Raw genomic sequence first — 24,018 nt, forward strand, 5'->3', positions numbered from 1 at the left:
CATGGGTAGGAGATGCGCCCATGACGGTGTTCGGCTTCCACGCGTCCCACGAGCAGATCCACCCGGCCAAGCTGCTGGCGTCGGTGATCCACGCCGAGCGGGCCGGCTTCGACGCCGCCATGTCCTCGGACCACTTCTCGCCGTGGAGCGCCCGGCAGGGCCACTCCGGCTTCGCCTGGTCCTGGCTCGGCGCCGCGCTCCAGGCCACCAACCTGCCGTTCGGCGTGGTCAACGCGCCCGGCCAGCGCTACCACCCGGCCATCATCGCGCAGGCCATCGGCACCCTGGCCGCCATGTACCCGGGCCGGTTCTGGGCCGCGCTCGGCACCGGCGAGGCGAGCAACGAGCACATCACCGGCGCCGGCTGGCCACGCAAGGACGTCCGCGCCGCCCGGCTGCGCGAGTGCGTGGACGTCATCCGGGCGCTCCTCGCCGGCGAGGAGGTCAGCCACGACGGGCTGGTCACCGTCGACCGGGCGAAGCTGTGGACCCGGCCCGAGCAGCCGCCCGCGCTGATCGGCGCGGCGGTCAGCGTGGAGACCGCCCGCTGGTGCGCCGAGTGGGCCGACGGCCTGATCACCGTCAACGCGCCGGTGGCGCACCTGCGGCGGATGGTCGACGCCTACCGGGACGCCGGCGGGCGCGGGCCGCTGCACCTCCAGGTGCACGTGAGCTGGGCGCCCGACCAGGCCGAGGCCGAGGCGATCGCGTACGACCAGTGGCGCAGCAACGTGTTCGCCCCGCCGGTCTGCTGGGACCTGGAGCTCACCGACCACTTCGACGTGGTCAGCGAGGACGTGCCGATGGAACGGGTCACCTCGGTGGTCAACATCTCCGCCGACCCGGGCCGGCACGTCGGCTGGCTGGAGGAGTACGTGGCGCTGGGCTTCGACCAGATCGCCCTGCACCATGTCGGGCAGGAGCAGCGCGCCTTCATCGACACGTTCGGGGCCGAGGTGCTGCCGAAACTCCGAACCGCTACGTGATCACGTCGGGGCGACGGGCCGCCTAGGCTCGTACCCCATGGAAGCTCTGATCGAGGTCGTGGTCTTTCTCGCGATCGCGACCTTCGGCGCGGCGCTGGCCCGGCGGCTCGGCCTGCTCGCGCCGATCCTGCTGGTCGTGCTCGGCCTCGGCCTGTCGTTCGTGCCCGGTTTCCCGGAAGTCCGGCTCGACCCGGAACTGGTGCTGGTGGGCATCCTGCCGCCGCTGCTCTACGTGGCGGCGCTGAAGACGTCGGTGCCGGCGTTCCGGCTCAACCTCCGGCCGATCCTGCTGCTCGCCGTCGGGCTGGTGCTCTTCACGGCCTTCGTGGTGGGCACCGTCGTCTACCTGCTCCTGCCCGGCGTGCCGTACGCCATCTGCCTGGCCCTCGGCGCGGTGGTGGCACCGCCGGACGCGATCGCCGCCACCGCGGTGGCCCGGCGGGTGGGCCTGCCCCGGCGGATCGTGACGATCCTCGAGGGGGAGAGCCTGCTCAACGACGCCACGGCGCTGGTGCTGCTGCGGGTGGCGGTCGCCGCGGCCACCGTGGCCGGCGGTCACGTCGGGGTCGGCGAGGTGGCGCGCGAGGTGCTGGTCTCGGCCGGCGGCGGCGTCCTGGTCGGGCTGCTCGGCGTGGTGCTGTTCGGCTCCCTGCACAAGCGGATCAGCGACCCGGTGCTGGACAACGCGCTGTCGCTGATCGTGCCGTTCGCGGTGGTCTTCGCCGCCGAGGAGATCCACGCCTCCGGGGTGGTCGCCGTGGTGGTGACCGGGCTGGGCATCGGACACAAGCAGCCGCTGCTGATGTCCGCCGCCTCCCGGCTCCAGGTGGGCGCGTTCTGGCGGCTCATCCAGTTCCTGCTGGAGGGGCTGGTCTTCCTGCTGGTCGGCCTGCAACTGCCCGAGGTGCTCCGGGACCTGGACGAGCCGATCGGCCGGCTGGTCGGCATCACGGCGGCGGTGCTGGCCGCCGTCGTGCTCACCCGGTTCGTCTGGCTCCTCCCGGCCACCTACCTGGGCCGGCTGGTGCCCCGGCTGCGCCGTCGGGAGGGGTCGCCCCCGGTGCAGGTCCCCCTCGTCATCGGCTGGGCCGGGATGCGCGGCGTGGTCACCCTCGCCGCCGCCCTCGCGCTGCCGCTCACCCTGGCCGACGACCGGGCGTACCCGCGGCAGTTGTTCATCTGGCTGGCGTTCGCGGTGATCGTGGTGACCCTGGTCGCGCAGGGCGCCACGCTGCCGGCCGTGGCCCGGGCGGCGAACCTGCCGCCGGACGACCCGGTGCAGGACGCGCTCTCCGCCGCCGCCGTGCAGCAGCAGGCCAGCCGGGCCGCCCGGGAGCGCCTGGAGGAACTCGCCGAGGGGGCGCCGGAGGCCGTCGTGGAACGGCTGCGCCGGCTGGTGCAGAGCCGCACCAACCTGGCCTGGGAACGACTCGGGGGCGACGTGCGGGAGACCCCGTCCCAGGCGTACGGTCGGCTGCGGCAGGAGATGATCGACGCGGAGCGGGAGGTGTTCCGGGCCGCCCGCGACTCCGGGAAGATCCCGGAGGAGGTGCTGGTCCGCGCCTACCGTGACCTGGACTTGGAGGAGTCGTTGCTGCGACAGGAGGCCGACGAGTGAGCTGCGCACACCTGACCGAGGCGGGCGACGCCGAGTTCGCGACCACGACCGAGTGCCCGGACTGCGTGGCCATCGGCAACGACGACTGGGTGCACCTGCGAGGCTGCCTCACCTGCGGGCACGTGGGCTGCTGCGACTCCTCGCCCTACACGCACGCCACGAAGCACTTCGAGTCGACCGGGCACCCGGTGATGCGCTCGGTCCAGCCGGGCGAGACCTGGCGCTGGTGCTTCGTGGACGAGGAGATCGGCTGACCGGTCAGCCGAGGCGGCGTTCCAGCACCTGGCCGGGCCAGGGCTGCCGCCCCGGGCGCTCGACCGTGAACCGGTCGGTGGCGGTGAAGCCGCAGCGCTCGTAGAACCGGACCAGCGCCCGGTCGTCCCCGCCGTAGCAGTCCACCCGGAGCAGCCCGAGGCCGCGGTCCCGGGCCAGCTTCGCCGCGTACGTCAGCAGCCGCGCCCCGATCCCGTGACCCGCGTACGCGCGGTCGGTGACCAGCAGGTTGACGTAGAGCTCGGGTTCGATGGCCGGCGGCACGTACTCGGTGGCCGACCCGACCACCAGGGCGCCCACCGCCGTGTCGCCGAGCATCGCCAGGTGGAGCCCGCCGCCGGTGGCCCACGCCTCGGCCTGGCCGATCCGGCGCGGGTCGGTCGACGCGGGCTCGGTGCCCCACTGGCCCGTCCGGCCCTGCGCCACGAGCCAGGCGGTGGCGCTGTCGAGCAGCCGCAGCACGGTGGCGGCGTCGCCCGGCCCGCCCGGGCGGATGGCGATGGTCTGCTGGTCCGTCATGCCGGTCATGCTGCCATCCGCCACCCGGACCTGATCATCGCGGCCGCTCCGTTCAGCCGGCGTGACCGGCCGGGATGCCGACCCGAGCGACCCCGTCCGGCGCCGCTCGCGCGGCCAGCGCCCACCGGGTCAGCGCCGGGACGGCCAGGCCGACGCCGGCGAAGAGCGCCCCGACCGCCAGCCAGCCCGGCACGCCGCCGTGGAGCACCAGCAGCGTCAGCAGGGCCGGGCCGAGCGCCCGGGACAGGCCGGCCATCATGCCGTCCACCCCCTGGTACGCGCCGATCGCGTCCGGTGGGGCCAGGTCGTACGCCAGGCCCGCCGCGGCGGTGCCGTGCCAGAGATCGCCGAAGGTGTAGACCACGGTCGCGGCCAGCAGCAGGGTGGCCGACGCGGCGGGCGGCAGGCCGGCGGTGGCCGCGTACAGCAGCATCGCCGCGGCCAGCACCAGCCCGGCTCGGCGCATCGACCGGGCGGCCCGGGCGGCGTCATCGGCGCCGCGGCTGAGCCGCACCGCGAGCAGCACGGTGAGCACGGTGTTCGTCAGGAGCACCGCCGACACGACCGGCGGTGGCGCCCCGGCCCAGGTCACCGTCCACAGCGGCACCACGAGCGCGAGCACCGTCCAGTGCAGCGCGAGCACGGCCGACGCCCCGCTGACGGTGAGGAACCGCACGTCCCGCAGCGCGGCGCCGGGCCGGAGCGCCCGGCCCCGGGACCCGCCGCCCGGCCCGCGTCCCCCGCCGGCCGCTGGCGGGTAGGCCGGCAGCCGCAGCAGCAGCGCCGCCGACAGCAGGTAGGTGAGCGCGTTGCCGGCCACCAGCAGCTGGTACGCCAGGTGGCTGTCCGCGGCCAGCGCGAACCCGGCCAGCCCGGCCCCCACCGCGATGCCCAGGTTCGCCACCGCACGCAGGGTGGCGAACGCGTGGACGCGGCCCTGCGGCCCGGCGACCGCGGCGACCAGCGCCGCGCGGACCGCCAGGTTGCCGGAGGCGAGCAGCATCTCGAGGACCGCCACCGCGAGGAACACCGGGAAGGAGTCGACCAGCAGGTACGCCGCGGCGGCGGCGCCCTGACCCAGCTGCACGAGCGCGCGGAGCGTACGCGGATCCCGCCGGTCGGCGAGCGCGCCGAGCGGCACGCTCGCGGTGAGGCCGACCAGACCGGCGAGGGTGAGTCCGGCGCCCACGGAGGCGGGGGAGAGCCCGACGTCCCGGGTCAGGTAGAGGGCACCGCCGGTGAGCCACAGCCCCGAGCCGACGGTGTTGGCCAACGTGGCCAGGGACAGCGTGCGCAGCCGCCCGGGCGGCGGGACCGGCGAGAGGCGCGACCAGCGGCTCACCGCGCCACGGGCGGCACGGCCCGGGACACCTCGGTGATCAGCTCGGCGACCCGGTCGCCCCAGTGCGAGGCGATGACCAGGTCCCGGTCGGGGTCGACCCAGAGCAGGTGCCGGCCGCCGTTGCCACGCGCGCAGCGGCCCGTCCGCGGAGCGCCCGGCTGCACGTTCCCGGAGTCGTTGCGCCACCAGAGGTAGCCGTAGTCGGGGTTGAGGTCGCACGGTGACCAGGCCCGCCGGATCCACTCGGCGCTGAGCAGTCGCCGGCCCCGCCAGGCGCCGCCACCCCGGTAGACCTCGCCGAGCAGGGCCAGGTCGGCGGCGGAGATCCAGAGCCCGCCGCCCCAGTGCGCACCACCGCTGACCACCGGCACCCGAACCCCGTCGAGGTCGACCTGCGAGTCCGCGTAGCCGTGCCAGGACCAGGACGTCGAGGCGCCGAGCGGTTCGAGCACCGCTTCGTGCAGCACGTCGCCGAGCGGCCGGCGGAACAGCAGGGTCAGCGCCAGGCAGAGCAGGTTCACCCGGACGTCGTTGTACGCCCAGCCGGTGCCCGCCGGGCCCTCCCGCTCGAAGCCCTCGCGGCGGCTCTGCGCGTCCACCCCGGTCGGCTTGCCCCACAGTTCGCCGACCCACCCGCTGGTCTGCTGGAGCAGGTGCGCCCAGGTGATCTCCTCGATCCCGAGGCCGGCGAGGACCGGGTGGTCGACGGTCTCCAGCACCGGCGCGGCAGGATCGAGCAGGCCCCGGTCGAAGGCCACCCCGGCGATGGTGGCGACGACCGCCTTGGTGCCGCTGAACAGCATCTCCGGCGTCGCCGGATCGCCCCAGGTGGCGAGCACCTCGCCCCGGTGCCGGATCACGCCGCTCGCCCCGGTGCCCGGCAGCAGCGGCCCGGTCACCTCCCGGTGCGACTCGTCGGCCACCTGCGCGGCCAGGTAGCGGTCCATGTCGGCGATGCCCTCGGTCACCCGGGCGGCCTGCCGGGCGACCGCGGCGCGCACGGCGGCGAGATCGACGCTGACGTCCCCGTTGACGGTCATGGCTCCGACCCTAGGCAGGGCGCCGCCGAGCCGGTGGCCCCGAACCACGCGACGCCCGTCACAGCGGCGCCTGACCGACACCGGGTCGCGGAGGTGGCGGTATCTATCAAGGCGCACTGAACACGGCACCTCGCCGGCCTGGCGGGCAGCGGGCCCCCGGAATGCGCTGGCTTGACGTGCGGCTGCTCTGGTTGGGTCGGTGCCGTGATGCGCAGCAGGACCGCACGGGCCGACGAGGTGACCGAGGTGCAGCGGATCGAGGTGGCCTCCGGCGCCCCGTTCCGGGAGATCGGCATGGCCGACGTGGCCGACATGCCGCCGTTGCCGCGGGAGGTGCTGGCCGCCGCCCAGGGGGCCGGACGGCTCCGGGTCGCGGTCGACGCCGCGGACCGGACCGTGGCCTTCGCCGTGGTCGAGTTGGTCGACGGCTGCGCGCACGTGCAGCAGCTCAGCGTCGATCCGGCGTACGCCCGGCGGGGGATCGGCCGCGGCCTGCTCGACGACGTGGCCGGGTGGGCCGCTGGGGAGGGACTGCCTGCGCTGACCCTGACGACGTTCCGCAGCGTGCCGTGGAACGGGCCGTACTACGCGCGCTGCGGGTTCCGGGAGCTGACCGGGGCCGAGGTGACGCCCGGGCTGGCCGGGCTGCTGGCCGCCGAGGCGGCGCTCGGGCTGGACCCGGCCGACCGGGTCGCCATGCGCCGGCCGTTGGCCTGACGCCGGTTCCGGGTCCAGCGCACCCGGATCCGCTGGACCACGAGGCCGGTCACGGCTCCACCAGGCGCTCGGTGGCCAGGCAGGAGACCAGGCACCGCTCCTTGGCGTCCCCGGTCAGCCGCGCCGTCCAGTCGGTGAGGCCACCGTCGCCCACCTCCCGGGCGCCGTCGGCGAGGGTGAGCCGCAGCGCGACGCCGCGGTAGTAGCCGCGTCCCCGCTCCCGCTCCGGCTCGTCGCGCAGTGGCACCACGTCACCCGTCAGAGCCGGGCGGACGGTGTCGGCGAGCCGGTCGGCCAGGACCGCGTCGTCGAGGACCGTGACGTGCAGCGCGGGCGCGGCGGACCCGGCCAGCTCGGCGAGCACCGTGCGCCAGAACGTCAGGTGCCGGGCGAGCAGCCGGGCCTCGGTCCGCCCCGACCCCGAGTCCCGGGCGCTGGAGACCAGCGTGAAGAGCCGGAAGTGGGCCGCCGCGCCCGGGCCGAAGTCCTGTGCGCGGAGCACCCGGTGTGCGGCGGCCAGGTGCACCTCGTCGGCTTGCCGGCGGCGCACGGCCGCCTCGACGGCCAGCGCGTTCGTCGGGTCGCTCAGCACCTCGGTGCCGCGCATGGTGGTGACGATCCGGTTCTGGCTCACCGGCGCGACCGTCGCGCAGGTGCCGAGCGGCGCGACCGGGGACAGTTCCAGCCTCGCCACGTCGGCCGGCAGCAGCTCCCAGATGCGCCCCTCCAGTCGGGACAGGGTGCGTGGGTCGATGCCGGACGGGCGGACGAAGCGGTCCTCGCGCCAACGCCGTACGACGTCCGCGGGACGCGCGGCCGCGGCCCGGTCCCGGGCCACCGCCAGCAGCAGCGTCCGCAGGTCGGCGGCGGGAAGGCCGGCCAGCGCGGCGCGGGTGCCGGGCGGCAGCGCCGCCCACACCCGACTCTCCGCGCTGTTCTCCGGCACAGCCGTCACCTTCGCGTACGCCGCCCCCCGCTCGCCACCGGGTTACGCCGGGACGCCGTCGCCGCCGTCACCGACCGGCCAGCTGGTCGCGGCGACGGATGAGGTACGCCGTCTCGGCGGTGTTCCCGGCCAGCCCGATGGCCCGGTCGTACGCCGCCCGCGACTCCTCGCTCCGGCCCAGCCGGCGCAGCAGGTCGGCGCGGGTGGCGTGGTAGGCGTGGTAGCTCTCCAGCGGCAGGCCGTCCACCACTGCCAGGGCGACCTCCGGGCCGTCGAGCTCGGCGACCGCGATCGCCCGGTTGAGCCGCACGATCGGCGAGGGGTCGAGGCGGACCAACTGGTCGTAGAGCGCGACGATCTGCGACCAGTCGGTGTCCCGGACGTCGCGGGCGTCGGTGTGGACGGCGTTGATCGCGGCGAGGATCTGGTAGCGCCCCGGCGCCTGGCCGGCGGCGAGGCGCGCGCGGACCAGGGCGTGGCCCTCGGCGATCAGCTCGCGGTCCCACGCGCCGCGGTCCTGCTCGTTGAGGGCGACGAGCTCACCGCTCGCCGACACCCGCGCGGCCCGGCGCGCCTCCGTCAGGAGCATCAGCGCCAGGAGCCCGGCGACCTCGCCGTCCGCCGGCAGCAGGGCACGGACCAGCCGGGTCAGCCGGATCGCCTCGGCGGTCAGGTCGCTGCGGACCGCCTCCTTCTCGGGGTCGGAGGCCAGGTAGCCCTCGTTGAAGATCAGGTAGAGGACGGCGAGCACCCCGGTGACCCGCGCCGGGAGATCCTCCCGTAACGGCACGCCGTACGGGATCCTCGCTGCCTTGATCTTCACCTTCGCGCGGGTGATCCGCCGGCCCATGGCGGTCTCCTGGACCAGGAACGCCCGGGCGATCTCGGGCACGGTGAGCCCACCGACCATCCGCAGGGTGAGCGCGATCCGCGCCTCCATGGCGAGAGCGGGGTGGCAGCAGGTGAAGATGAGGCGGAGCCGGTCGTCGTCGATGGCACCGAGCGGCTCGGGAGTGTCGGCGAGCATCAGCGCCTCCCTGTGCCGTTCCTCGCGCCTGGCCTCGCGCCGGAGGCGGTCGATCGCCTTGCGGTGGGCGGTGGTGGTGAGCCACGCGCCGGGACTCGGCGGGACGCCGTCGACCGGCCAGCGCTCGACGGCGGTCGCGAACGCCTCGGCGGCCATCTCCTCGGCGATGTCGAGGTCCCCGAAGCGCCTGGTCAGGGTCGCGACCACCCGGGCCCACTCCGCGCGGTGGACCCGGGTGATCACCTCGCCGACGTCGGTCATCAGCCCAGGAACGGCCGGAGCTCGACCCTCCGGTTGCAGTGCTTCGAACCCAGGGCGGCGAGCCGGAGCGCCACGTCGAGGTGGGGAGCCTCGATGATCCAGAAGCCGGCGACGTGCTCCTTCGACTCCACGTAGGGCCCGTCGGTGAACACCGGCTCCCCGTCCCGGCCGTCGACGACGGTGGCCGAGCTGGGCGACGCGAGGCCGCCGGCGAAGACCCAGTGGCCCTCGGCCTGGAGCTGGTCGTTGAAGACATCGATCGCGGCCATCTCCTCCGCGGTGGCGAGGTCGGCCGCGTCGTAGAGAACGGACATCAGGTACTGCGCCATCGGGTCATCTCCTGTCGTCGTGTGGCCGCCCCTCGGGCCGCCGTTCACCCCTGCTACGAACGCCGTTGCCTCGATCCGACACGCCCCACCGGTATTTCCTCGACGATTCAGTGCGCCCCGCCGAGGTTGAGCACGACCACGCCCGCGATCACCAGGCCGGCCCCGACGACCTTCGCCACGCTCAGCGGCTCACCGAGGAACGCCGCGCCGATCGCCATGATGGCCGCCGTGCCGAGCCCGGACCAGATCGCGTAGGCCACCCCGACCGGGATGTCCTTCACCGCGAGAGCGAGCAGCCCGAACGCCGACAGGTACGCCACCGCCAGGCCGACGGTCGGCCAGAGCCGCGTGAAGCCGTCGGTCGCCTTGAGCAGGCTGGTGCCGATCACCTCGGCGGTGATCGCGGCCAGCAGGAACACGTACGCCATCCCGGGACCGTACCGGGGCGGCTTCGTTTCCGGCGCGTTCCGCCGCTGTCGATCGGTCTGGCCCGATGGCTCGCCGGTAGCCGTCGACAGTGAGATTCGCCGCGCCACGTAGCATGGTCCTGATCTCCTAGAGACAACCGAGCCCTCCAACTGGCAGGCTGCCTCCCATGACCCTGAAGCTTCGTTCCGTCGGGGCGAGCGACCGTGGGCTGATCCGCAGTGGCAACCAGGACGCCCAGCACGCCGGCAACTGGCTGGTCGCCGTCGCCGACGGCATGGGCGGCATGGCCGCCGGTGACCTGGCCAGCCGTATCGCGATGGACGCGGTCGTGCCGCTGGACGTGGAGACCCCCGAGGACGCGCTGGTCGCCGCGCTCCAGGGCGGCATAGAGCTGGCCACGACGCGGATCCGGCAGGCGGTCGAGGAGGACCCGGAACGCCAGGGCATGGGCACCACCCTGACCGCGCTGCTCTTCGCCCGCACGGGCAGCTGCCTGGCGCTGGCGCACGTCGGCGACTCCCGGGCCTACCTGTTCCGGGAGGGCGTGCTGAAGCAGGTCACCCGGGACGACACCTTCGTGCAGATGCTGGTCGACCAGGGCGTGATCACCCCCGAGCAGGCGAGCAGCCACCCCCGCCGGGCCGTGGTGACCCAGGCGTTGCAGGGCGACGAGGTCTCCCCGACCTACGCGACCATGGTGCCCTGGGCCGGCGACCGCTGGCTGCTGTGCAGCGACGGCCTCTCCAACGTGGTCCGCCCCGACACCCTCGCCGAGGTGCTCGGCGGCCACCCCGACCGGGAGGCGTGCGCGGCCAAGCTGATCGACCTGGCGTTGCGGGCCGGCGGCCCGGACAACGTCACCGTGGTGATCGCGGACGTGGTCGACGAGTAGCCGGGTCAGCGCCGGCGCGGGCTGGCGCGCCGGGTCGGCTCGGCGGTGGTCGGGTCCTCCGGCCACGGGTGGCGGGGATAGCGCCCGCGCAGCTCCGCCCGCACCTGCGGGTAACCGGTCCGCCAGAACGAGGCCAGGTCGGCGGTGACCGCGACCGGCCGGCCGGCGGGGGAGAGCAGGTGCAGCAGCACCGGCACCCGGCCGTCGGCGATCCGCGGCGCGTCCCGCCAGCCGAACGTCTCCTGGAGCTTCACCGCCAGCACCGGGACGGCGGGGTCGGCGTAGTCCAGCCGGATCCGCGATCCGCTGGGCACCGGGAGCCGCTCCGGCGCCAGCTCGTCCAGCCGGGCCGCCTGCCGCCAGTCCAGCAGCCGGCGCAGCGCCGTCGCCACGTCGACCCGGGCCAGGTCCGCCCGACGGCGCGCGCGGGCCAGCTCGGGGCCCAGCCAGGTGGGTGCGGCGGCGAGCAGCGCGGCGTCGGAGACGTCCGGCCACCCGTCGTCGAGCGCCTGCCGGCAGAAGGCCAGCCGCCGGCGCAGCGCCGTGGCCTCCGGCGTCCAGGTGAGCAGCGCCAGGCCGTCCCGGCGCAGCCCGGCGAGCACGGCCTCGGCCAGCCGCGCCGGGTCCGGCGCGGCGAGGGGCCGGTCGACCAGCTCGATCGCGCCGAGCCGGACCACCTCCCGGGCCACCACGTCCCCACCGGACCAGCCGACCTCGCGCGCGGCACGCAGCAGCGGCCCGCCGGCCTCCCGGGCGGTCGCCTCGTCGACCGGGGAGGCCAGCCGGACCCGGGCGGTCGGCGCGCCGGGGGAGCGGTCGGCCACCGCGATGGCCAGCCATTCGGACCCCACCAGCCCCGACCCGCCCGCCAGCTCCGCGGCGGTCCCGCCGGCCATCAGGTACGCGGACCCGCCGGCCCGCCGCACCCGGGCCAACCGCTCCGGGTACGCCAGCCCGACCAGCAGCCCCGCCGCCAGATCGTCGGTCAGGCGGCCCGGCGCGGAGTGCCCGGCGGACAGCGCGGTGCGCAGCCGGCGTGCCTCGGCGCGCCAACGGGCGGTGGCGGCCGGGTCGGCGCCGGTGCGCAGCCGGCGCCAGAACGCGGTGAGGTCGTCCCCGGCGCCGCCCAGCGTCTCCTCGGCGAGCAGCGCCACCACCTCGGCTGCCCGGTCGGCGCCGACCCGCTGCGCCCCGTCGAGCAGCGCCCGGGCCAGCCGGGGGTGCGCGCCGGCCGCCGCGATGGCCCGCCCCCGGTCGGTGATCCGACCGTCCGCGTCGACCGCGCCCAGCGTGGTAAGCGTCTCCCGGGCGACGGCCAGCGCGGCCGGCGGCGGGGGATCGGGCAGCGCCAGCCCGGCCCCGTCCGGGGTGCCCCAGGCGGCCAGCTCCAGCGCGAACCCGGTCAGGTCGGCGGTGGCGATCTCCGGTTCGGGCTGCGGAGCGAGCCGGGCGTGGGTTGCCTCCGACCAGCACCGATAGACCGCCCCGGGCGCCTCCCGCCCGGCCCGGCCGGCACGCTGGGTGGCCGCCGCCCGGGACAGCGGCACGGTGACCAGCGCGCCCAGCCCGCGGGCCAGGTCGGTGCGGGCCACCCGGCTCAGCCCGGCGTCCACCACGACGCGGACGCCCGGCACGGTCAGGCTGCTCTCCGCCACGGCGGTGGCCAGCACGACCCGGCGCCGCCCCGGCAGCGGGGTCAGCGCCGCGTCCTGCGCGGCGCCGGGGAGCCGGCCGTGCAGCGGCAGCACGGCGACCGTGTCGCGCAGGTCGGCCAGGCGACCCGCGACGGCGGCGATCTCGCCCGCGCCGGGGAGGAAGACCAGCACGTCGCCGTCCCGCTCGCGCAGCGCCCGGCGCACCGTCGCCGCCACGTGGTCCAGCAGGGCCGGGTCCACCCGGCCGGCGCCGGGCGCGGTGACCGGGCGGGGCGGCGGCGTCCACACCCGGTCCACCGGGTGCAGGGCGGCCTCGGCCCGGACCACCGGCGCGGGAGCGCCCCCGCCGAGCAGCGCGGCGAACCGGTCCGCCCGAGGCGTGGCCGACATGGCCAGCAGCCACAGGTCCGGCCGGAGGGCGCCGCGCGCCTCCACGGTGAACGCCAGCGCCAGGTCGGCGTCGAGCTGCCGCTCGTGGCACTCGTCGAGCAGCACCGCGCCGACCCCGGGCAGCTCCGGGTCGTGGTGCAGGCGGCGGACCAGCAGGCCGGTGGTGACCACCTCGACCCGCGTCCGCGGGCCGACCCGACGCTCGCCGCGCACGGCGTACCCGATCCGCTCGCCGACCCGCTCGCCGAGCAGGGCGGCCATCCGGTGCGCGGCGGCCCGGGCGGCCACCCGGCGGGGCTGGGCGATCACCACCCGGCCGGTGACCTCGGCGGCCACCGCGAGCGGCGCCAGCGAGGTCTTGCCGGTGCCCGGGGGCGCCACCAGGACCGCCGCGCCGGCCCCGCCCAGCGCCTCGACCAGCGCCGGCAGCACCGGCCGGACCGGCAGGTCCAGGGAGACGTCGGAGAGCACGACCCACTCTCGCACCCCCGGCCGGGCGGCCGGCGCGGGGTCCTGTTCGACTTCTCACATTGACCGTGACCGTTTCCTGGCGTGGAGTGACGGTCATGGCGATGATGGCGTACGACGACGCCTCGGCCGCCGCCTTCGCGGCGACCCGGCACCTGCCGGCCGACGGCCTGGCGAGCTGGCGCGCCGCGGTGTCCCGGCACCTGCCCGTCGGACCCGGGGACCGGGTGCTCGACCTGGGCGCGGGCACCGGCGCCTGGGCGACCGCCTTCCGTGCCTGGTACGGGGTGGACGTGGTGGCGGTCGAGCCGGCGGCGGCGATGCGGGCCCGCTCGGCGTACCCGGGGATGGTGGCCGGGCGGGCGGAGTCGCTGCCCCTGGCGGCGGCCGGCCTGGCCGGCGCGTGGCTCTCCACGGTGGTGCACCACCTGCCCGACCTGCCGGCGGTCGCCGCCGAGCTGCGCCGGGTGCTGCGGCCCGGCGCGCCGGTGCTGATCCGGTCGGTCTTCGCCGGTCGGGGCGGCGGGGTGAGCCTGTTCCGCTGGTTCCCGGAGGCGCTGCGGGTGGTGGACGGCTATCCGTCGGTCGCCGAGGTCTGCGCGGCGTTCGAGCCGGCCGGGTTCGCCCCGGTGGCGCTGGAGCCGGTGCCGCAGGTCAGCGCCCCCTCGCTGCGGGCGGCGGCCGACGGGCTGCGGCGCGCCGCGCACACGCCGCTGGCGCTGCTCGACGACGCCGACTACGACCGGGGGTTACGCCGGCTGCGGGCGGCGGCGCGGCTGGCCCCGGACGCCCCGGTGGTCGACGCGCTGGACCTGCTGGTGCTGCGCTGAGCACGGAACGGCCCGGCCGGCGCACCGCCGACCGGGCCTGCGTGACGTTGACGGTGGCCGGGCCCGCCGACCCGGCCACCGTCGCCACCCCCCTAGTACGTTCCGTCGAGCTGCCCGCGCAGCTTCGTGAGCGCCCGGGCCAGCAGCCGGGACACGTGCATCTGCGAGACGCCGATCTGCTCGGCGATCTGCGACTGGGTCAGGTTGCCGTAGAAGCGCAGCGTGAGGATCTTCTGCTCGCGCTCGTCGAGCGTGGCCAGCGCCGGCCCGAGGGCGACCCGCAGCTCGGCCAGTTCGAACTCGCCGTCCTCGCCGCCGAGCATGTCGCCCAGCTCGGTGGCGCGGTCGCCGTCGCCCGTGGGGGTGGACAGCGACACCGCGTTGTAGGCGCGGGCACCCTCCAGGCCTTCCAGGACCTCCTCCTCGGTGAGGTTGAGGTGGGCGGCGATGTCGGCGACCGTCGGCGAGCGGCCGAGGGTCTGCAACAGGGTGCTGTTGGCATCGGAGATGGCCAGCCGCAGCTCCTGGAGGCGGCGCGGCACCCGGATGTCCCAGGTGCGGTCGCGGAAGTGCCGCTTCAGCTCGCCGATGATGGTCGGGATGGCGTAGCCGGCGAAGTCGACCCCGCGGGACGGGTCGAACTTGTCGATCGCCTTGATGAGGCCGACGGCGGCGGTCTGCGCCAGGTCGTCGGTGGGCTCGCCCCGGCCGCTGTAGCGGTGGGCGAGGTGGTTGGCGAGCGGCAGCCAGGCCTCGATCGCCCTGTCGCGCAGCGCGGCGCGGGACGGGTGCTGGGCGGGCAGCGCCGCCATGGCGTTGAGCAGGTCCGCGGCGCTGTCGGTGAGCGCTCGCGGGTCGAGCTTCTCGGAGGTGGTCGCTGTCGTCGCCGGCTCGCTGATCGTGTGCGCGGTCATGGGTGGTCCTCCCTGCACCTCGTCCGCGAAACAAAAAGACGTGACGCTTCGGTTTAGCTTCAGTTAAGCCGTTCGGAAGCCACCTTAGCCCGATCGGCCGGAGGAAATCTAGCCGAAAGTACGATGTACTTATGCCGCGTCACGCCCTCAAGGGCCTGAATCGGGGCAGAAACCCCTCGTGCGCCCGACCCGCAGCGCGGGGCGAGGCGGTCGGGCCCGGCTGGCCGGACGGATGGATCCCGGGGCCGACCGGTCAACATGAAACCCGACAGTCGGCTCACACTGTCACCTTTCCGTCGTTGTCCCGCCGATGGGACCGCCCGTAGCGTCAGGTGTACACGTCTACGGAGGCACCGTTGCTGGATCCCGCCGCTCCGCAACTCGTCGTCAACGCCCGGACCCTGCTGTTCAGCTGGCTCCCGGCGGACCCCGACGCGGTCGCGGCGCTCGTTCCGGCCGGCCTCCGCCCGCACCCCGACCGCCAGGTCTTCCTCTGCCAGTACGTGGTGGACGACGAGACCCAGACCTCCGGGTTCGACGCGTACTCGCTCACCTTCCTCGGTGTCTCGCTCGCGGACATGGAGCCGCCCGACGGCGAGACACCCGGCGGCTGGTGGACCCACTACCTCGCGTCCAGCCCGCGGGTCCGGCAGTACGCGTCCGCCCGGGGCGCCCCGGCCGCGCCGGGGCAGACCCTGGTCGACGTCCGGGGCGGGCGGCTCACCGCCGAGACCTGGGCCGACGGGCGGCCGCTCATCCAGGTCACCGCCGGGGTCGGGCACACCGGCACCGAGGCGTACAACGGCCACCACCGCTACCTGACCGCCCGCGACGGCGAGCTGATCGTCGCGGACTACCCGTACGTGGCCGAGCCGGTGTCGCCGTTCGAGGTCGAGTCGGTGGAGTTCCTCGCCCCGGAGCACCCGGTCTACGCGCTCCGGCCGGCCAACCCGCTACAGGTCTGCTGGGGCTTCTACTCGCCCCGGGTGTCGTTCGCGTACCCGGCCCGGCCGAACGCGCTGGACGAGCCGCTGCCCACCGGCGACGCCCTCCCGGAGGTTCACCAGGTGCCGGCGCGCCGGGCCCGCAGCGGCCTGCCGTCCGGGTCGTAGACCAGCCGGTACGCCGGCAGCGCCCAGAGCCGGGTGTGCCAGGACAACCGTTCGGGCCGGTGCGGTCGCAGCCGCCCCGGCGGGCGGGGCCCGGTGCGCCCCGATCCGTGCCACCGCTCCAGCTCTTCGGCCGCCGAGGTGATCGCCGCGACCGCGTCCGCCGGATCGAGCAGGTCGTGGTCCGCCTCGCCGTCCGGGTCCCGGTCCAGGTGTTCCCGCCACAGCCGCAGCCGCAGGTCGCGGGCGAACACCCGGGCCCCGTCGCCCAGCCCCGCCGGGTCGGTCGGCGCCCGCTCGTCGCGGGTCTCGTCCAGCACCGCGCAGGACAGCTCGCTGTCGTGGGTCCACGAGCGGCGGTTGAAGTTGTCGCTGCCCACGCTGGCCCAGACGTCGTCCACCACGCAGACCTTCGCATGCACGTAGACCGGGGTGCCCTCGTGGTTCTCCACGTCGAAGACGTGCACCCGGTCCGGGGCGGCCCGGTGGCAGAGCTCGAGGGCCTGCGCGCGACCGACCATGTTCGGCGGCAGCGCCAGCCGCCCGTCCACGTCCGGGTGCCGGGGGACCACGGCCACCAGGTGCAGCTCCGGTTGCTCGCGCAGGGCCCGGGCGAAGAGGTCGGCCACCTCGGTCGACCAGAGGTACTGGTCCTCCAGGTAGATGAGCCGGCGGGCCCGGTGGACCGCCTTGGTGTAGCCGCGGGCCACCGTCCGCTCGCCGTCCGGGGCGAACGAGTAGCGCGGGCGCACCGCCGGGTAGGTGCGCAGCACCTGGACGTGGTGCGGCCCGCAGGGCGGCGGATCGGCGGGCTGGTCGGGCAGCGGGTCCGGGCTCAGGTCCGCGCCGCGCAGCCGGTCCCGCAGGTAGGCCATCGGGTTCTCCGAGTCGAGCGGCATCGGGTCGGTCCACCGCTCCCGGAAGGTGGTGTCCAGCGCGCCGACCACCGGGCCGCGGAGCGCGAGCTGGACGTCGTGCCAGGGCGGGCGCGGGCCGTACCGCGGGGACATGGCGACCGGCTGCGGATCGCCGGCGTGCGCCGCGTCGTCCCGCCGGCTGTGGCAGAGGTCGATTCCGCCGGCGAACGCGATGTCCCGCTCCGGTGCGCCGGGGCGGCGCAGCACCACCAGCTTCTGGTGGTGCGAGCCGCCGCGGCGGACCCGCTGGTCGAGCAGCACCTCGCCGCCGGCGGCGCAGATCGCCTCGCTCAGGTCGCGGTTCTCCTCCTCGCTGTAGGAGAGCGCGTCGAGGTGGGAGCGCCAGATCAGGCCCTTGACGACCACCCCGCGCTGCGCGGCCTGGGCGAAGAGCTGCACGACGGTCGGGCCGTCCGGCCGCATCCGCTCGTCCGGGTCGCCGCGCCAGTCGGTGAAGAAGATGTGGTCGCCGGCCCGGAGCTGCTCGACCTCACTGACCAGCCGGTCGAAGTACGCGCCGCCGTGAATTAACGGCTCGACGAGGTTTCCGCTCGTCCAGACGGGTAACTCAGACCCTGGGTTGGCGCGTTCCTGTGCGGAGAGGAACCAGTGCCGCATCGTCACGTTCCAACCTCCCGAGGTCGACAACGTCCTCACGGTAGGACCCCCGGCACGGCCCTGCACGCCGACCGCCCCAGGTCGGCGGGGTGCTCGCGTGGGGGTGCGCCGGACCCCTGGATCGCGAAACCGAGGAGGCCATAGCATGCCCGCCGAGACGACGAACACCGTGACCGAATACCGCGAGCAGGCGGTGGAGGGGGAACGGGGTGCGCTGGTGGCGGTCCTGTTGATGGTGATCCTCGGGGTGGCCGGCATCTTCGCCGTCTCCTGAGACCGGCGACGGGCGCCCCGGAGAACCGGGACGCCCGTCGGATCGCGCGGTCAGGGGCGGTCACCCTCGCCGCCGCTGTGCGGCACCCGCCCGGCCGGGATCACCCCGAGCCGGCCGGCCTGGTAGTCCTCGACCGCCTGGATCAGCTCGGCGCGGGTGTTCATCACGAACGGGCCGTAGTGCGCCACCGGCTCGCGGATCGGCTGGCCGCCCATGATGTAGAGCTCCAGCGCCGGGGTGTTGGCGTCCTGCCGTGCGTCCGCGGTGACCCGCAGCGCGTCGCCCGCGCCGTGCACCGCGAGCTGGCCGAGGTGGATCGGCCGCCGGTCGGTGCCGACGGTGCCCCGGCCGGCCAGCACGTAGACCAGCGCGTTGAAGTCCGGCCGCCAGGGCAGGCTCAGCTCGGCCCCGGGCTGGAGCGTCACGTGCGCGATCGTGATCGGCGTGTGGGTCGAGCCCGGGCCCCGGTGCCCGGCGATCTCGCCGGCGATCACCCGGATCAGCGCGCCGCCGTCGGGCGTGGTGAGCAGCGCCGACTCCCGGCCGCGGATGTCCTGGTAGCGCGGCGGGTTCATCTTCGCCACCCGCGGCAGGTTGACCCAGAGCTGGAGGCCGTGGAAGAGGCCGCCGCTCATCACCAGGTGCTCCGGCGGCGCCTCGATGTGCAGCAGGCCGCGACCCGCCGTCATCCACTGGGTGTCGCCGTCGGTGATGGTGCCGCCGCCGCCCTGCGAGTCCTGGTGGTCCATGATCCCGTCGATCATGTAGGTAACCGTCTCGAAGCCCCGGTGCGGGTGCCACGGGGTGCCCTTCGGCTCGCCCGGCGCGTAGTCGACCTCGCCCATCTGGTCGAGGTGGATGAACGGGTCCAGGTCGGTCATCGAGACCCCGGCGAAGGCCCTGCGGACGGGGAAGCCCTCGCCCTCGTAGCCGCTCGGCGCGGTGGTCACCCGGCGGACCGGGCGGTAGCTGGTGGACTCGGCGAGCTCCGGCAGGCGGGGCAGGACGAGGACGTCGTCGACGGTGATCGCGGGCATCTCGGGCTCCTTACTTGTCGGCCGGGGTGGACGACGCGTCGCGGTCGGCGCGCAGGCGCCGGCCGAGCCGCTCGAAGACCCGGGTGAGGCAGGCGACCTCGGCGTCGTCGAGGTCGTCCATCAGGTGGGTGCGCGCGGAGCGCAGGTGGTGCGGCGCGGCCTCGCGCAGGGTCAGCAGGCCCGCCGCGGTGAGCACCGCCTCGCTGCCGCGCCGGTCGTCCGGGCACGATTCCCGGGCCACCAGGCCGCGCTTCTGCATGGAGGAGATCTGGTACGTCAGCCGGCTCGGCGAGAACACCAGCCGGCCGGCCAGCTCGCCCATCCGCAGCCGCTGCCCAGGCGCCTCGGAGAGCAGCACCAGCACGTGGTAGTCGGCGAAGCTCAGCTCGCTGTCCGCGCGCAGGTCGTCCTCGAGCTGGGTGAACAGCCGCTGGCTCGCCTCGATGTAGGCCCGCCAGCACGCCATCCGCTCGGGATCCAGGCTCTCGGTCATGGCCAAGACAGTAGCACTATTTAAAATTTAAACAAGTGGTCTGCCTCGGTGGTGAGCCGCGCAACAGCGATGCTTGATGGCGGTGACATTGAAATCTGAAGCGCGCATCCCGGATAGGGTCGGGGAGTGGAAGATCTCGACGTGCAGGACTGGCGGGAGCGGGTGGCCCGGCTCTACCTCTCCGACCTCGACCTGGCCGGCTTCCGGGCCGCCCGGGACGAGCTGTTCCGCAGCCATCCCAGCAGCCCGCTGCCGCCCGCCGACCGCCCGGGCTTCACCGGGCTGCGCTGGTTCCCGCCCGACCCGGCCGCCGTGGTCGAGGCCCCGCTGCGCCCCGCCTCGGGCACCGAGACGATCGACACCGGCGGCCCCGACGGAGTGGTCCGGTACCGGCGGGTGGCGGTCGCCGAGACGCCGTGGGGGCCGCTCACGCTGTGGTGGATCGAGGCGTACGGGGGTGGGCTGTTCCTTCCGCTGCGCGACGCCACCTGCGGCACCGAGGCGTACGGCGGCGGGCGCTACCTGACCGACACGGTGAAGGGGACCTTCGGGCGCGGCCTGACCGTGCTGCCCGGCAACCGGGTCCGACTCGATGCCAACTACCTCTACAACCCGAGCTGCGCCTACGACGACCGGTGGGCCTGCCCGCTGGCCCCGCCGGAGAACCGGGTCGACGTCCCCATCCGCGCCGGCGAGCGGTCCTACCACTGAACCGGTGGCGCCCCGGCGCGACGGGCGCGCCGGGGCGTTCGGACCGACCGGTCAGCGGGCGGTGGCGCCGGTCGGGGTCAGGTGCATCCGGCCGAGCAGCTGCCGGGCCTGGTCGGCCACGTCCGCGTCCACGGTGACCGCGTACTGGCTGGCCCGCAGCGAGCTGGCCGAGGTGAAGTCCCGCTGGCCCCCGGTCATGGCGTGGGCCACCGCGCCGAAGACGGCGCCCCAGATCGCGCCGATCACCAGGCCCACGAGGATCACCGCGACCCAGTTCCCCGCGGTGAAGATGCCGAAGAGCAACCCGATGAACAGGCCGAACCAGGCGCCGGTGCCGGCGCCCACCAGGGCCGCCCGGGCCGTGGTGAGCCGGCCCATCACGGTCTCGACCAGGGTGAGGTTGGTCCCCACGATCGCGGTCCGTTCCACCGGGAACCGGTTGTCGGCCAGATAGTCCACGACCCGCTGGGCGGACGGATAGTCCGGGTACGACCCGATCGTGACGGTCGGCGCGCCGGCCTGCGGCCCGTGTCCGTCCCCGCTCGGCGGCAACGGACGACCGCTCGGACCGGACGGGAGGTTGTCGCTGCCCGGCATCCCGGGCCGCCAGGCCGCGGTCGGACTCGAGGGTCTGGTCATGAGCATCCTCCTTCGTCAGCCCGTCGCGTTCCCACCGCCGTCGGCGGGTAACACGCCGGCGCCTACGGATGGCGGCGCGCATGGGGGCCGCCGGGCCGGGTAGCCATCGCCGTGCGGACAGGACGGATCAGCGAGCACGGGTTCCTCGCCGACGGGCACAGCGCGGCCCTGGTGGACCGGACCGGCTCGGTGAACTGGTGGTGCCCGCCCCGCTTCGACGCGCCGTCGGTGTTCGGGCGGCTGCTCGACGATGACGCGGGGCACTGGAGCATCCGGCCCGCGGGCGAGTTCACCAGCACCCGGTCCTACCTGGAGGACGCGCTCGTGCTGCGTACCGTCTTCCGCACCGCGACCGGGACGGCGGCCGTCACCGACGCCCTGGCGCTGGAGCCCGGCGCGCGCGGGCACCACATCGGGCTGCGGTCGCCGCGGGTGCTCGCCCGCGTGGTCGAGGGGCTCACCGGCCAGGTGCCGATGCGGGTCGACTACGCACCCCGCTTCGAGTACGGCCGCGTCCGCGCCTACCTCACCGACGACGACGGGGTGATCGGGGCGACGGCCGGCGCGTGCCGGCTGGAACTGCGCGCCAACGTGCCGCTGACCTGCGGCGAGGGCGGCGCGTCCGGGCGGTTCACCGCCCGCGCCGGCAGCACCCACCACTTCACCCTCGGATACGCCCCGACCTACCGGGCCGGCGCCCCGGCGCTGCCCGACGCCGACCAGGTGCTGGCCGACACCGTCGCCGGCTGGCGGTCCTGGGCCGACCTGCACGAATACCACGGCCTCCACCGCGACCTGGTCCGCCGCAGCGCCATGGTGGTGCAGGGGATGACCTACGCGCCCAGCGGGGCGGTGGTGGCGGCGGCCACCACCTCGCTCCCGGAGGAGCTGGGCGGGGACCGCAACTACGACTACCGCTTCGTCTGGCTCCGCGACTTCAGCCTCACCCTCCAGGCGCTCTGGCTGGCCGCCTGCCCCGACGAGGCCGATCGGCAGTTCAGCTGGGTGGCCCGGGCGATGGGCCGGATCGACGACGAGCCGGTGCCGATCATGTACGGCGTCGAGGGTGAGCGGGACCTCACCGAGCACCGCCTCGACCACCTCGCCGGGTACGCCGGCAGCCGGCCGGTCCTGGTCGGCAACGACGCCTGGCGGCAGCGGCAGACCGACGTGCTGGGCGAGGTCCTCGACGCGGCGTGGCTGATGCGCCACTACCTCGACCCGATGTCGGCCGACGTGCGGCACCTGCTGCACGCCCTCGCGGACCAGGCGGCGCGGGAGTGGCGCCGGCCCGACGCCGGGATGTGGGAGGCGCGCGACGTCGAGCGGCACTACCTGTCGTCCAAGGTGCAGTGCTGGACGGCGCTGGACCGCGCCGTCCGGTTCGGGCCCCGGATCGGCGAACCCGCCGACGTGGCGCGCTGGGCGGCCGCCCGCGACGAGGTGCGCGCGGCGGTGCTCGACCGGGGCTGGAGCGACCGGGTCGGTGCGTACACCGGCGCGTTCGACTCCGACGATCTGGACGCCTCGGTGCTGATCATGCCGCTGGTCGGGTTCCTGCCCGCCGACGACCCGCGGATGCGCGCCACCATCGACGTGGTCGAGCGCCGGCTGTCCCGCAACGGCCTGCTGCGTCGCTGGAACGACGACCCGGCGGGCTTCGTGATCTGCTCGTTCTGGCTGGCCGGCTGCCTGGCCGAGGCCGGCGAGCTGGACCGGGCCCGACGGCTGTTCGGGCAGCTCGCCGACCGGGTCAACGATCTCGGCCTGTACGCCGAGCAGATCGACCAGGTCACCGGCGAGCAGCTGGGCAACTTTCCGCAGGCCTTCTCGCACATCGGCCTGATCAACGCCGCGGGCCGGATCACCGCGGCCGCCGAGCGGTTCGGCGACCGGACCGACCGACCGGCCGTGCCTACCGGCGCGACCACCACGGAGGGAGTACGCGGATGACCGGACGCCTGGCAGGGAGGACCGCCCTGATCACCGGCTCCGACTCGGGCATCGGACAGGCCACGGCCATCGAGTTCGGCCGGGAGGGCGCCGACGTGGTGGTGCACTACCTGCACGACCACGCCGGAGCCAACCACACCCGGGCCGAGATCGAGAAGGTCGGCCGGCGGGCCATGGTGGTGCAGGGCGACATCAGCGTCGAACACCAGGTCGAGGCGATGTTCGACGAGGCCCTCGCCGAGTTCGACCGGCTGGACGTGCTGATGAACGACGCCGGGGTGGACGCCTCCGGCATCCCGGTAGCCGACCTCGACACCGAGACCTGGGACCGGTGCATCCGGACCAACGTCTACGGGGCCTTCTTCTGCTCCCGCCGCTTCGTCCGGCACCGGCGTGACCAGGGCGGCGGCGGGCGGATCATCAACATCACCTCGATCCACCAGGAGGTCGCCCGGGCCGGCGGCGCCGACTACGACACCAGCAAGGGCGCCATGCTGGAGTTCGCCAAGAGCCTGGCGCTGGAGGTCGCGCCGATGCGGATGAACGTCAACAACATCGGGCCGGGGATGGTGCTCACCCCGTTCAACCAGCGGGCCATCGACGACCCGGCGTACCTGGAGGAGCAGGTGCAGAGCATCCCCTGGAAGCGGGCCGCGCAGCCGTCGGAGATCGCCAAGCTGGCCGTCTTCCTGGCCAGCGACGACGCCGACTACGTGACCGGGTCGACGTACTTCATGGACGGCGGCCTCATGCAGAACCAGGGCCAGGGCGCCTGAGCGCGCCCGCGCGACAGCGGGCCGGGCGGCGGGGCAGGATCGGCGGATGGAGCTGGTCATCATGGCCGACACGCACGTGCCGAAGCGGGCGCGGGACCTGCCGGCGCCGCTCTGGTCGGCGGTCGAGGCCGCCGACGTGGTGCTGCATGCCGGCGACTGGGTGGACGTGTCCCTGCTGGACGCCCTGGCGGCCCGGTCCCGCCGGCTGGTCGGGGTGTACGGCAACAACGACGGGCCGGAGCTGCGCGCCCGGCTGCCCGAGGTGGCCCGGGTCGAGCTGGCCGGGCTGCGGGTCGCCGTGGTGCACGAGACCGGGCCGAAGACCCGGCGGGAGGAGCATTGCGCCGCCGCCTTCACGGACTGCGACCTGCTGGTCTTCGGGCACTCCCACATCCCGTGGGACAGCGTGGCCCCGGGCGGCCTGCGGCTGCTCAATCCCGGCTCACCCACCGACCGGCGGGCCCAGCCGCACGCGACCTACCTGACCGCGCGGGTGGCGGCGGGGCGGCTCGACCGGGTCGAGCTGCACCGCCTGCCCCCGCGCTGACTCACCGGCCGCGACCGGTCTCCGCCTGGAGCTCGTCGATCCGGCGGGACGCCTCGGCCTTGGTCAGCCCGTCCGGGACCTCCTCGCCGGCCTCCCGGGCCAGGGTGTGCAGGTAGGACTCCTGCGCCGCGGTCGGCGGCTCGTCGCCGGTGACCCAGTCGTCGGGGTCCTTGACGGCGGCGTCCGGGTTGACGGGGCTGTTGCTGCCGTTGCTGCGGTCGGCCATCGTGATCACCTCTCCTCGAACAGGTGTACCACTACCCCCGTCCCGCGGTCTTCATGCCGGCCGCTTGCCTACGATCATCCGG

26 protein-coding genes are annotated in these 24,018 nt (G+C 74.9%); 12 read left to right on the forward strand and 14 right to left on the reverse strand.

Annotated features, from left to right (window positions below; genetic code table 11):
- Positions 1–20 precede the first annotated feature (20 nt).
- From ABZV78_RS13145 to ABZV78_RS13155, 3 genes are read left to right on the forward strand one after another with little or no spacing between them, the layout of a single operon-like run.
- Positions 21–986, forward strand: a complete 966-nt coding sequence (locus ABZV78_RS13145; protein ID WP_355638181.1) for a TIGR03885 family FMN-dependent LLM class oxidoreductase — start codon at positions 21–23, stop codon at positions 984–986.
- A gap of 37 nt (positions 987–1,023) precedes the next feature.
- Positions 1,024–2,604 carry a Na+/H+ antiporter gene (locus tag ABZV78_RS13150; protein WP_355638183.1) on the forward strand — a complete coding sequence of 527 codons (1,581 nt, stop codon included), beginning with the start codon at positions 1,024–1,026 and terminating at the stop codon, positions 2,602–2,604.
- Positions 2,601–2,858 carry a UBP-type zinc finger domain-containing protein gene (locus ABZV78_RS13155; RefSeq protein ID WP_355638185.1) on the forward strand — a complete coding sequence of 86 codons (258 nt, stop codon included), beginning with the start codon at positions 2,601–2,603 and terminating at the stop codon, positions 2,856–2,858. The genes ABZV78_RS13150 and ABZV78_RS13155 overlap by 4 nt, the downstream gene beginning before the upstream one ends.
- 4 nt (positions 2,859–2,862) lie before the next feature.
- Here ABZV78_RS13155 and ABZV78_RS13160 read toward each other — a convergent pair whose 3' ends face one another.
- The 3 genes from ABZV78_RS13160 to ABZV78_RS13170 are packed head-to-tail and all read right to left on the reverse strand — an operon-like array spanning position 2,863 to position 5,778.
- A complete protein-coding gene (locus tag ABZV78_RS13160) occupies positions 2,863–3,396 on the reverse strand; it encodes a GNAT family N-acetyltransferase (protein WP_355638186.1) in 534 nt (177 codons plus the stop codon).
- Positions 3,397–3,448: 52 nt separating this feature from the next.
- Positions 3,449–4,738, reverse strand: coding sequence for an MFS transporter (locus ABZV78_RS13165; RefSeq protein WP_355638188.1), 1,290 nt, complete (start codon positions 4,736–4,738; stop codon positions 3,449–3,451).
- Positions 4,735–5,778, reverse strand: coding sequence for a serine hydrolase (locus ABZV78_RS13170; protein WP_355638190.1), 1,044 nt, complete (start codon positions 5,776–5,778; stop codon positions 4,735–4,737). Before ABZV78_RS13170 ends, ABZV78_RS13165 begins: the two co-directional genes overlap by 4 nt.
- Positions 5,779–5,985: 207 nt before the next feature.
- On the opposite strand from ABZV78_RS13170, the gene ABZV78_RS13175 reads away from it, so the two are divergent.
- The gene (locus ABZV78_RS13175; RefSeq protein ID WP_355638192.1) at positions 5,986–6,495 is read left to right on the forward strand and encodes a GNAT family N-acetyltransferase; all 510 of its coding nucleotides are present in this window, start codon (positions 5,986–5,988) and stop codon (positions 6,493–6,495) included.
- Between the two features lie 49 nt (positions 6,496–6,544).
- Here the strand turns inward: ABZV78_RS13175 and ABZV78_RS13180 are convergent, their stop codons facing one another.
- The 4 genes from ABZV78_RS13180 to ABZV78_RS13195 form a co-directional block, all read right to left on the reverse strand.
- The gene (locus ABZV78_RS13180) at positions 6,545–7,441 is read right to left on the reverse strand and encodes a hypothetical protein (RefSeq protein ID WP_355638194.1); all 897 of its coding nucleotides are present in this window, start codon (positions 7,439–7,441) and stop codon (positions 6,545–6,547) included.
- Positions 7,442–7,508: 67 nt separating this feature from the next.
- Entirely contained in the window at positions 7,509–8,729 is a 1,221-nt protein-coding gene (locus tag ABZV78_RS13185) for a DUF6596 domain-containing protein (protein WP_355638195.1), read from the reverse strand.
- Entirely contained in the window at positions 8,729–9,058 is a 330-nt protein-coding gene (locus tag ABZV78_RS13190) for a YciI family protein (protein ID WP_355638197.1), read from the reverse strand. Before ABZV78_RS13190 ends, ABZV78_RS13185 begins: the two co-directional genes overlap by 1 nt.
- A gap of 107 nt (positions 9,059–9,165) precedes the next feature.
- A complete protein-coding gene (locus tag ABZV78_RS13195) occupies positions 9,166–9,486 on the reverse strand; it encodes a multidrug efflux SMR transporter (protein ID WP_355638199.1) in 321 nt (106 codons plus the stop codon).
- A 167-nt stretch (positions 9,487–9,653) separates the two neighbouring features.
- Here ABZV78_RS13195 and ABZV78_RS13200 point away from each other — a divergent pair, with 167 nt between their 5' ends.
- A complete protein-coding gene (locus tag ABZV78_RS13200; protein ID WP_355638201.1) occupies positions 9,654–10,379 on the forward strand; it encodes a protein phosphatase 2C domain-containing protein in 726 nt (241 codons plus the stop codon).
- 5 nt (positions 10,380–10,384) lie between these two features.
- Here ABZV78_RS13200 and hrpB read toward each other — a convergent pair whose 3' ends face one another.
- On the reverse strand, positions 10,385–12,895 hold the full coding sequence (hrpB, locus tag ABZV78_RS13205) for an ATP-dependent helicase HrpB (protein WP_355638203.1): 2,511 nt from the start codon (positions 12,893–12,895) through the stop codon (positions 10,385–10,387).
- A gap of 95 nt (positions 12,896–12,990) precedes the next feature.
- Between hrpB and ABZV78_RS13210 the strand changes: the two genes are divergently transcribed.
- Positions 12,991–13,722: a methyltransferase domain-containing protein gene (locus ABZV78_RS13210; RefSeq protein ID WP_355638204.1), complete on the forward strand. Its 732-nt coding sequence runs from the start codon at positions 12,991–12,993 to the stop codon at positions 13,720–13,722.
- Positions 13,723–13,814: 92 nt separating this feature from the next.
- Here ABZV78_RS13210 and ABZV78_RS13215 read toward each other — a convergent pair whose 3' ends face one another.
- The gene (locus ABZV78_RS13215; RefSeq protein WP_355638206.1) at positions 13,815–14,636 is read right to left on the reverse strand and encodes a SigB/SigF/SigG family RNA polymerase sigma factor; all 822 of its coding nucleotides are present in this window, start codon (positions 14,634–14,636) and stop codon (positions 13,815–13,817) included.
- Positions 14,637–14,992: 356 nt separating this feature from the next.
- On the opposite strand from ABZV78_RS13215, the gene ABZV78_RS13220 reads away from it, so the two are divergent.
- On the forward strand, positions 14,993–15,748 hold the full coding sequence (locus tag ABZV78_RS13220; RefSeq protein ID WP_355638208.1) for a hypothetical protein: 756 nt from the start codon (positions 14,993–14,995) through the stop codon (positions 15,746–15,748).
- On the opposite strand, the gene ABZV78_RS13225 is transcribed toward ABZV78_RS13220, so the two are convergent.
- On the reverse strand, positions 15,697–17,286 hold the full coding sequence (locus ABZV78_RS13225; RefSeq protein WP_355638210.1) for a phospholipase D-like domain-containing protein: 1,590 nt from the start codon (positions 17,284–17,286) through the stop codon (positions 15,697–15,699). The genes ABZV78_RS13220 and ABZV78_RS13225 overlap by 52 nt on opposite strands.
- 139 nt (positions 17,287–17,425) lie before the next feature.
- Here ABZV78_RS13225 and ABZV78_RS13230 point away from each other — a divergent pair, with 139 nt between their 5' ends.
- Positions 17,426–17,554 (forward strand): hypothetical protein, encoded by a 129-nt coding sequence (locus tag ABZV78_RS13230; RefSeq protein ID WP_255509960.1) that lies wholly within the window; start codon positions 17,426–17,428, stop codon positions 17,552–17,554.
- A gap of 50 nt (positions 17,555–17,604) precedes the next feature.
- Here the strand turns inward: ABZV78_RS13230 and ABZV78_RS13235 are convergent, their stop codons facing one another.
- Both ABZV78_RS13235 and ABZV78_RS13240 read right to left on the reverse strand, forming a co-directional pair.
- Positions 17,605–18,591, reverse strand: a complete 987-nt coding sequence (locus ABZV78_RS13235; RefSeq protein ID WP_355638212.1) for a pirin family protein — start codon at positions 18,589–18,591, stop codon at positions 17,605–17,607.
- Positions 18,592–18,601: 10 nt separating this feature from the next.
- Positions 18,602–19,084: a MarR family transcriptional regulator gene (locus tag ABZV78_RS13240; RefSeq protein WP_355638213.1), complete on the reverse strand. Its 483-nt coding sequence runs from the start codon at positions 19,082–19,084 to the stop codon at positions 18,602–18,604.
- A gap of 126 nt (positions 19,085–19,210) precedes the next feature.
- On the opposite strand from ABZV78_RS13240, the gene ABZV78_RS13245 reads away from it, so the two are divergent.
- Positions 19,211–19,795, forward strand: coding sequence for a DUF1684 domain-containing protein (locus tag ABZV78_RS13245; protein ID WP_355638215.1), 585 nt, complete (start codon positions 19,211–19,213; stop codon positions 19,793–19,795).
- A gap of 51 nt (positions 19,796–19,846) precedes the next feature.
- On the opposite strand, the gene ABZV78_RS13250 is transcribed toward ABZV78_RS13245, so the two are convergent.
- Positions 19,847–20,434, reverse strand: coding sequence for a general stress protein (locus ABZV78_RS13250; protein ID WP_355638217.1), 588 nt, complete (start codon positions 20,432–20,434; stop codon positions 19,847–19,849).
- Between the two features lie 111 nt (positions 20,435–20,545).
- Between ABZV78_RS13250 and ABZV78_RS13255 the strand changes: the two genes are divergently transcribed.
- From ABZV78_RS13255 to ABZV78_RS13265, 3 genes are read left to right on the forward strand one after another with little or no spacing between them, the layout of a single operon-like run.
- Complete coding sequence (locus ABZV78_RS13255; protein ID WP_355638219.1) at positions 20,546–22,387, forward strand: glycoside hydrolase family 15 protein; 1,842 nt, start codon at positions 20,546–20,548, stop codon at positions 22,385–22,387.
- The gene (locus ABZV78_RS13260; protein ID WP_355638221.1) at positions 22,384–23,163 is read left to right on the forward strand and encodes an SDR family oxidoreductase; all 780 of its coding nucleotides are present in this window, start codon (positions 22,384–22,386) and stop codon (positions 23,161–23,163) included. Before ABZV78_RS13255 ends, ABZV78_RS13260 begins: the two co-directional genes overlap by 4 nt.
- Before the next feature lie 46 nt (positions 23,164–23,209).
- Positions 23,210–23,710, forward strand: coding sequence for a metallophosphoesterase (locus ABZV78_RS13265; protein WP_355638223.1), 501 nt, complete (start codon positions 23,210–23,212; stop codon positions 23,708–23,710).
- Position 23,711: 1 nt separating this feature from the next.
- On the opposite strand, the gene ABZV78_RS13270 is transcribed toward ABZV78_RS13265, so the two are convergent.
- Positions 23,712–23,936, reverse strand: a complete 225-nt coding sequence (locus tag ABZV78_RS13270) for a DUF3072 domain-containing protein (RefSeq protein WP_355638225.1) — start codon at positions 23,934–23,936, stop codon at positions 23,712–23,714.
- Positions 23,937–24,018 lie beyond the last annotated feature (82 nt).

The sequence above is a fragment of the Micromonospora sp. NPDC004540 genome (assembly GCF_040610095.1).
In the GTDB taxonomy this organism is placed as follows: Bacteria; Actinomycetota; Actinomycetes; order Mycobacteriales; family Micromonosporaceae; genus Micromonospora.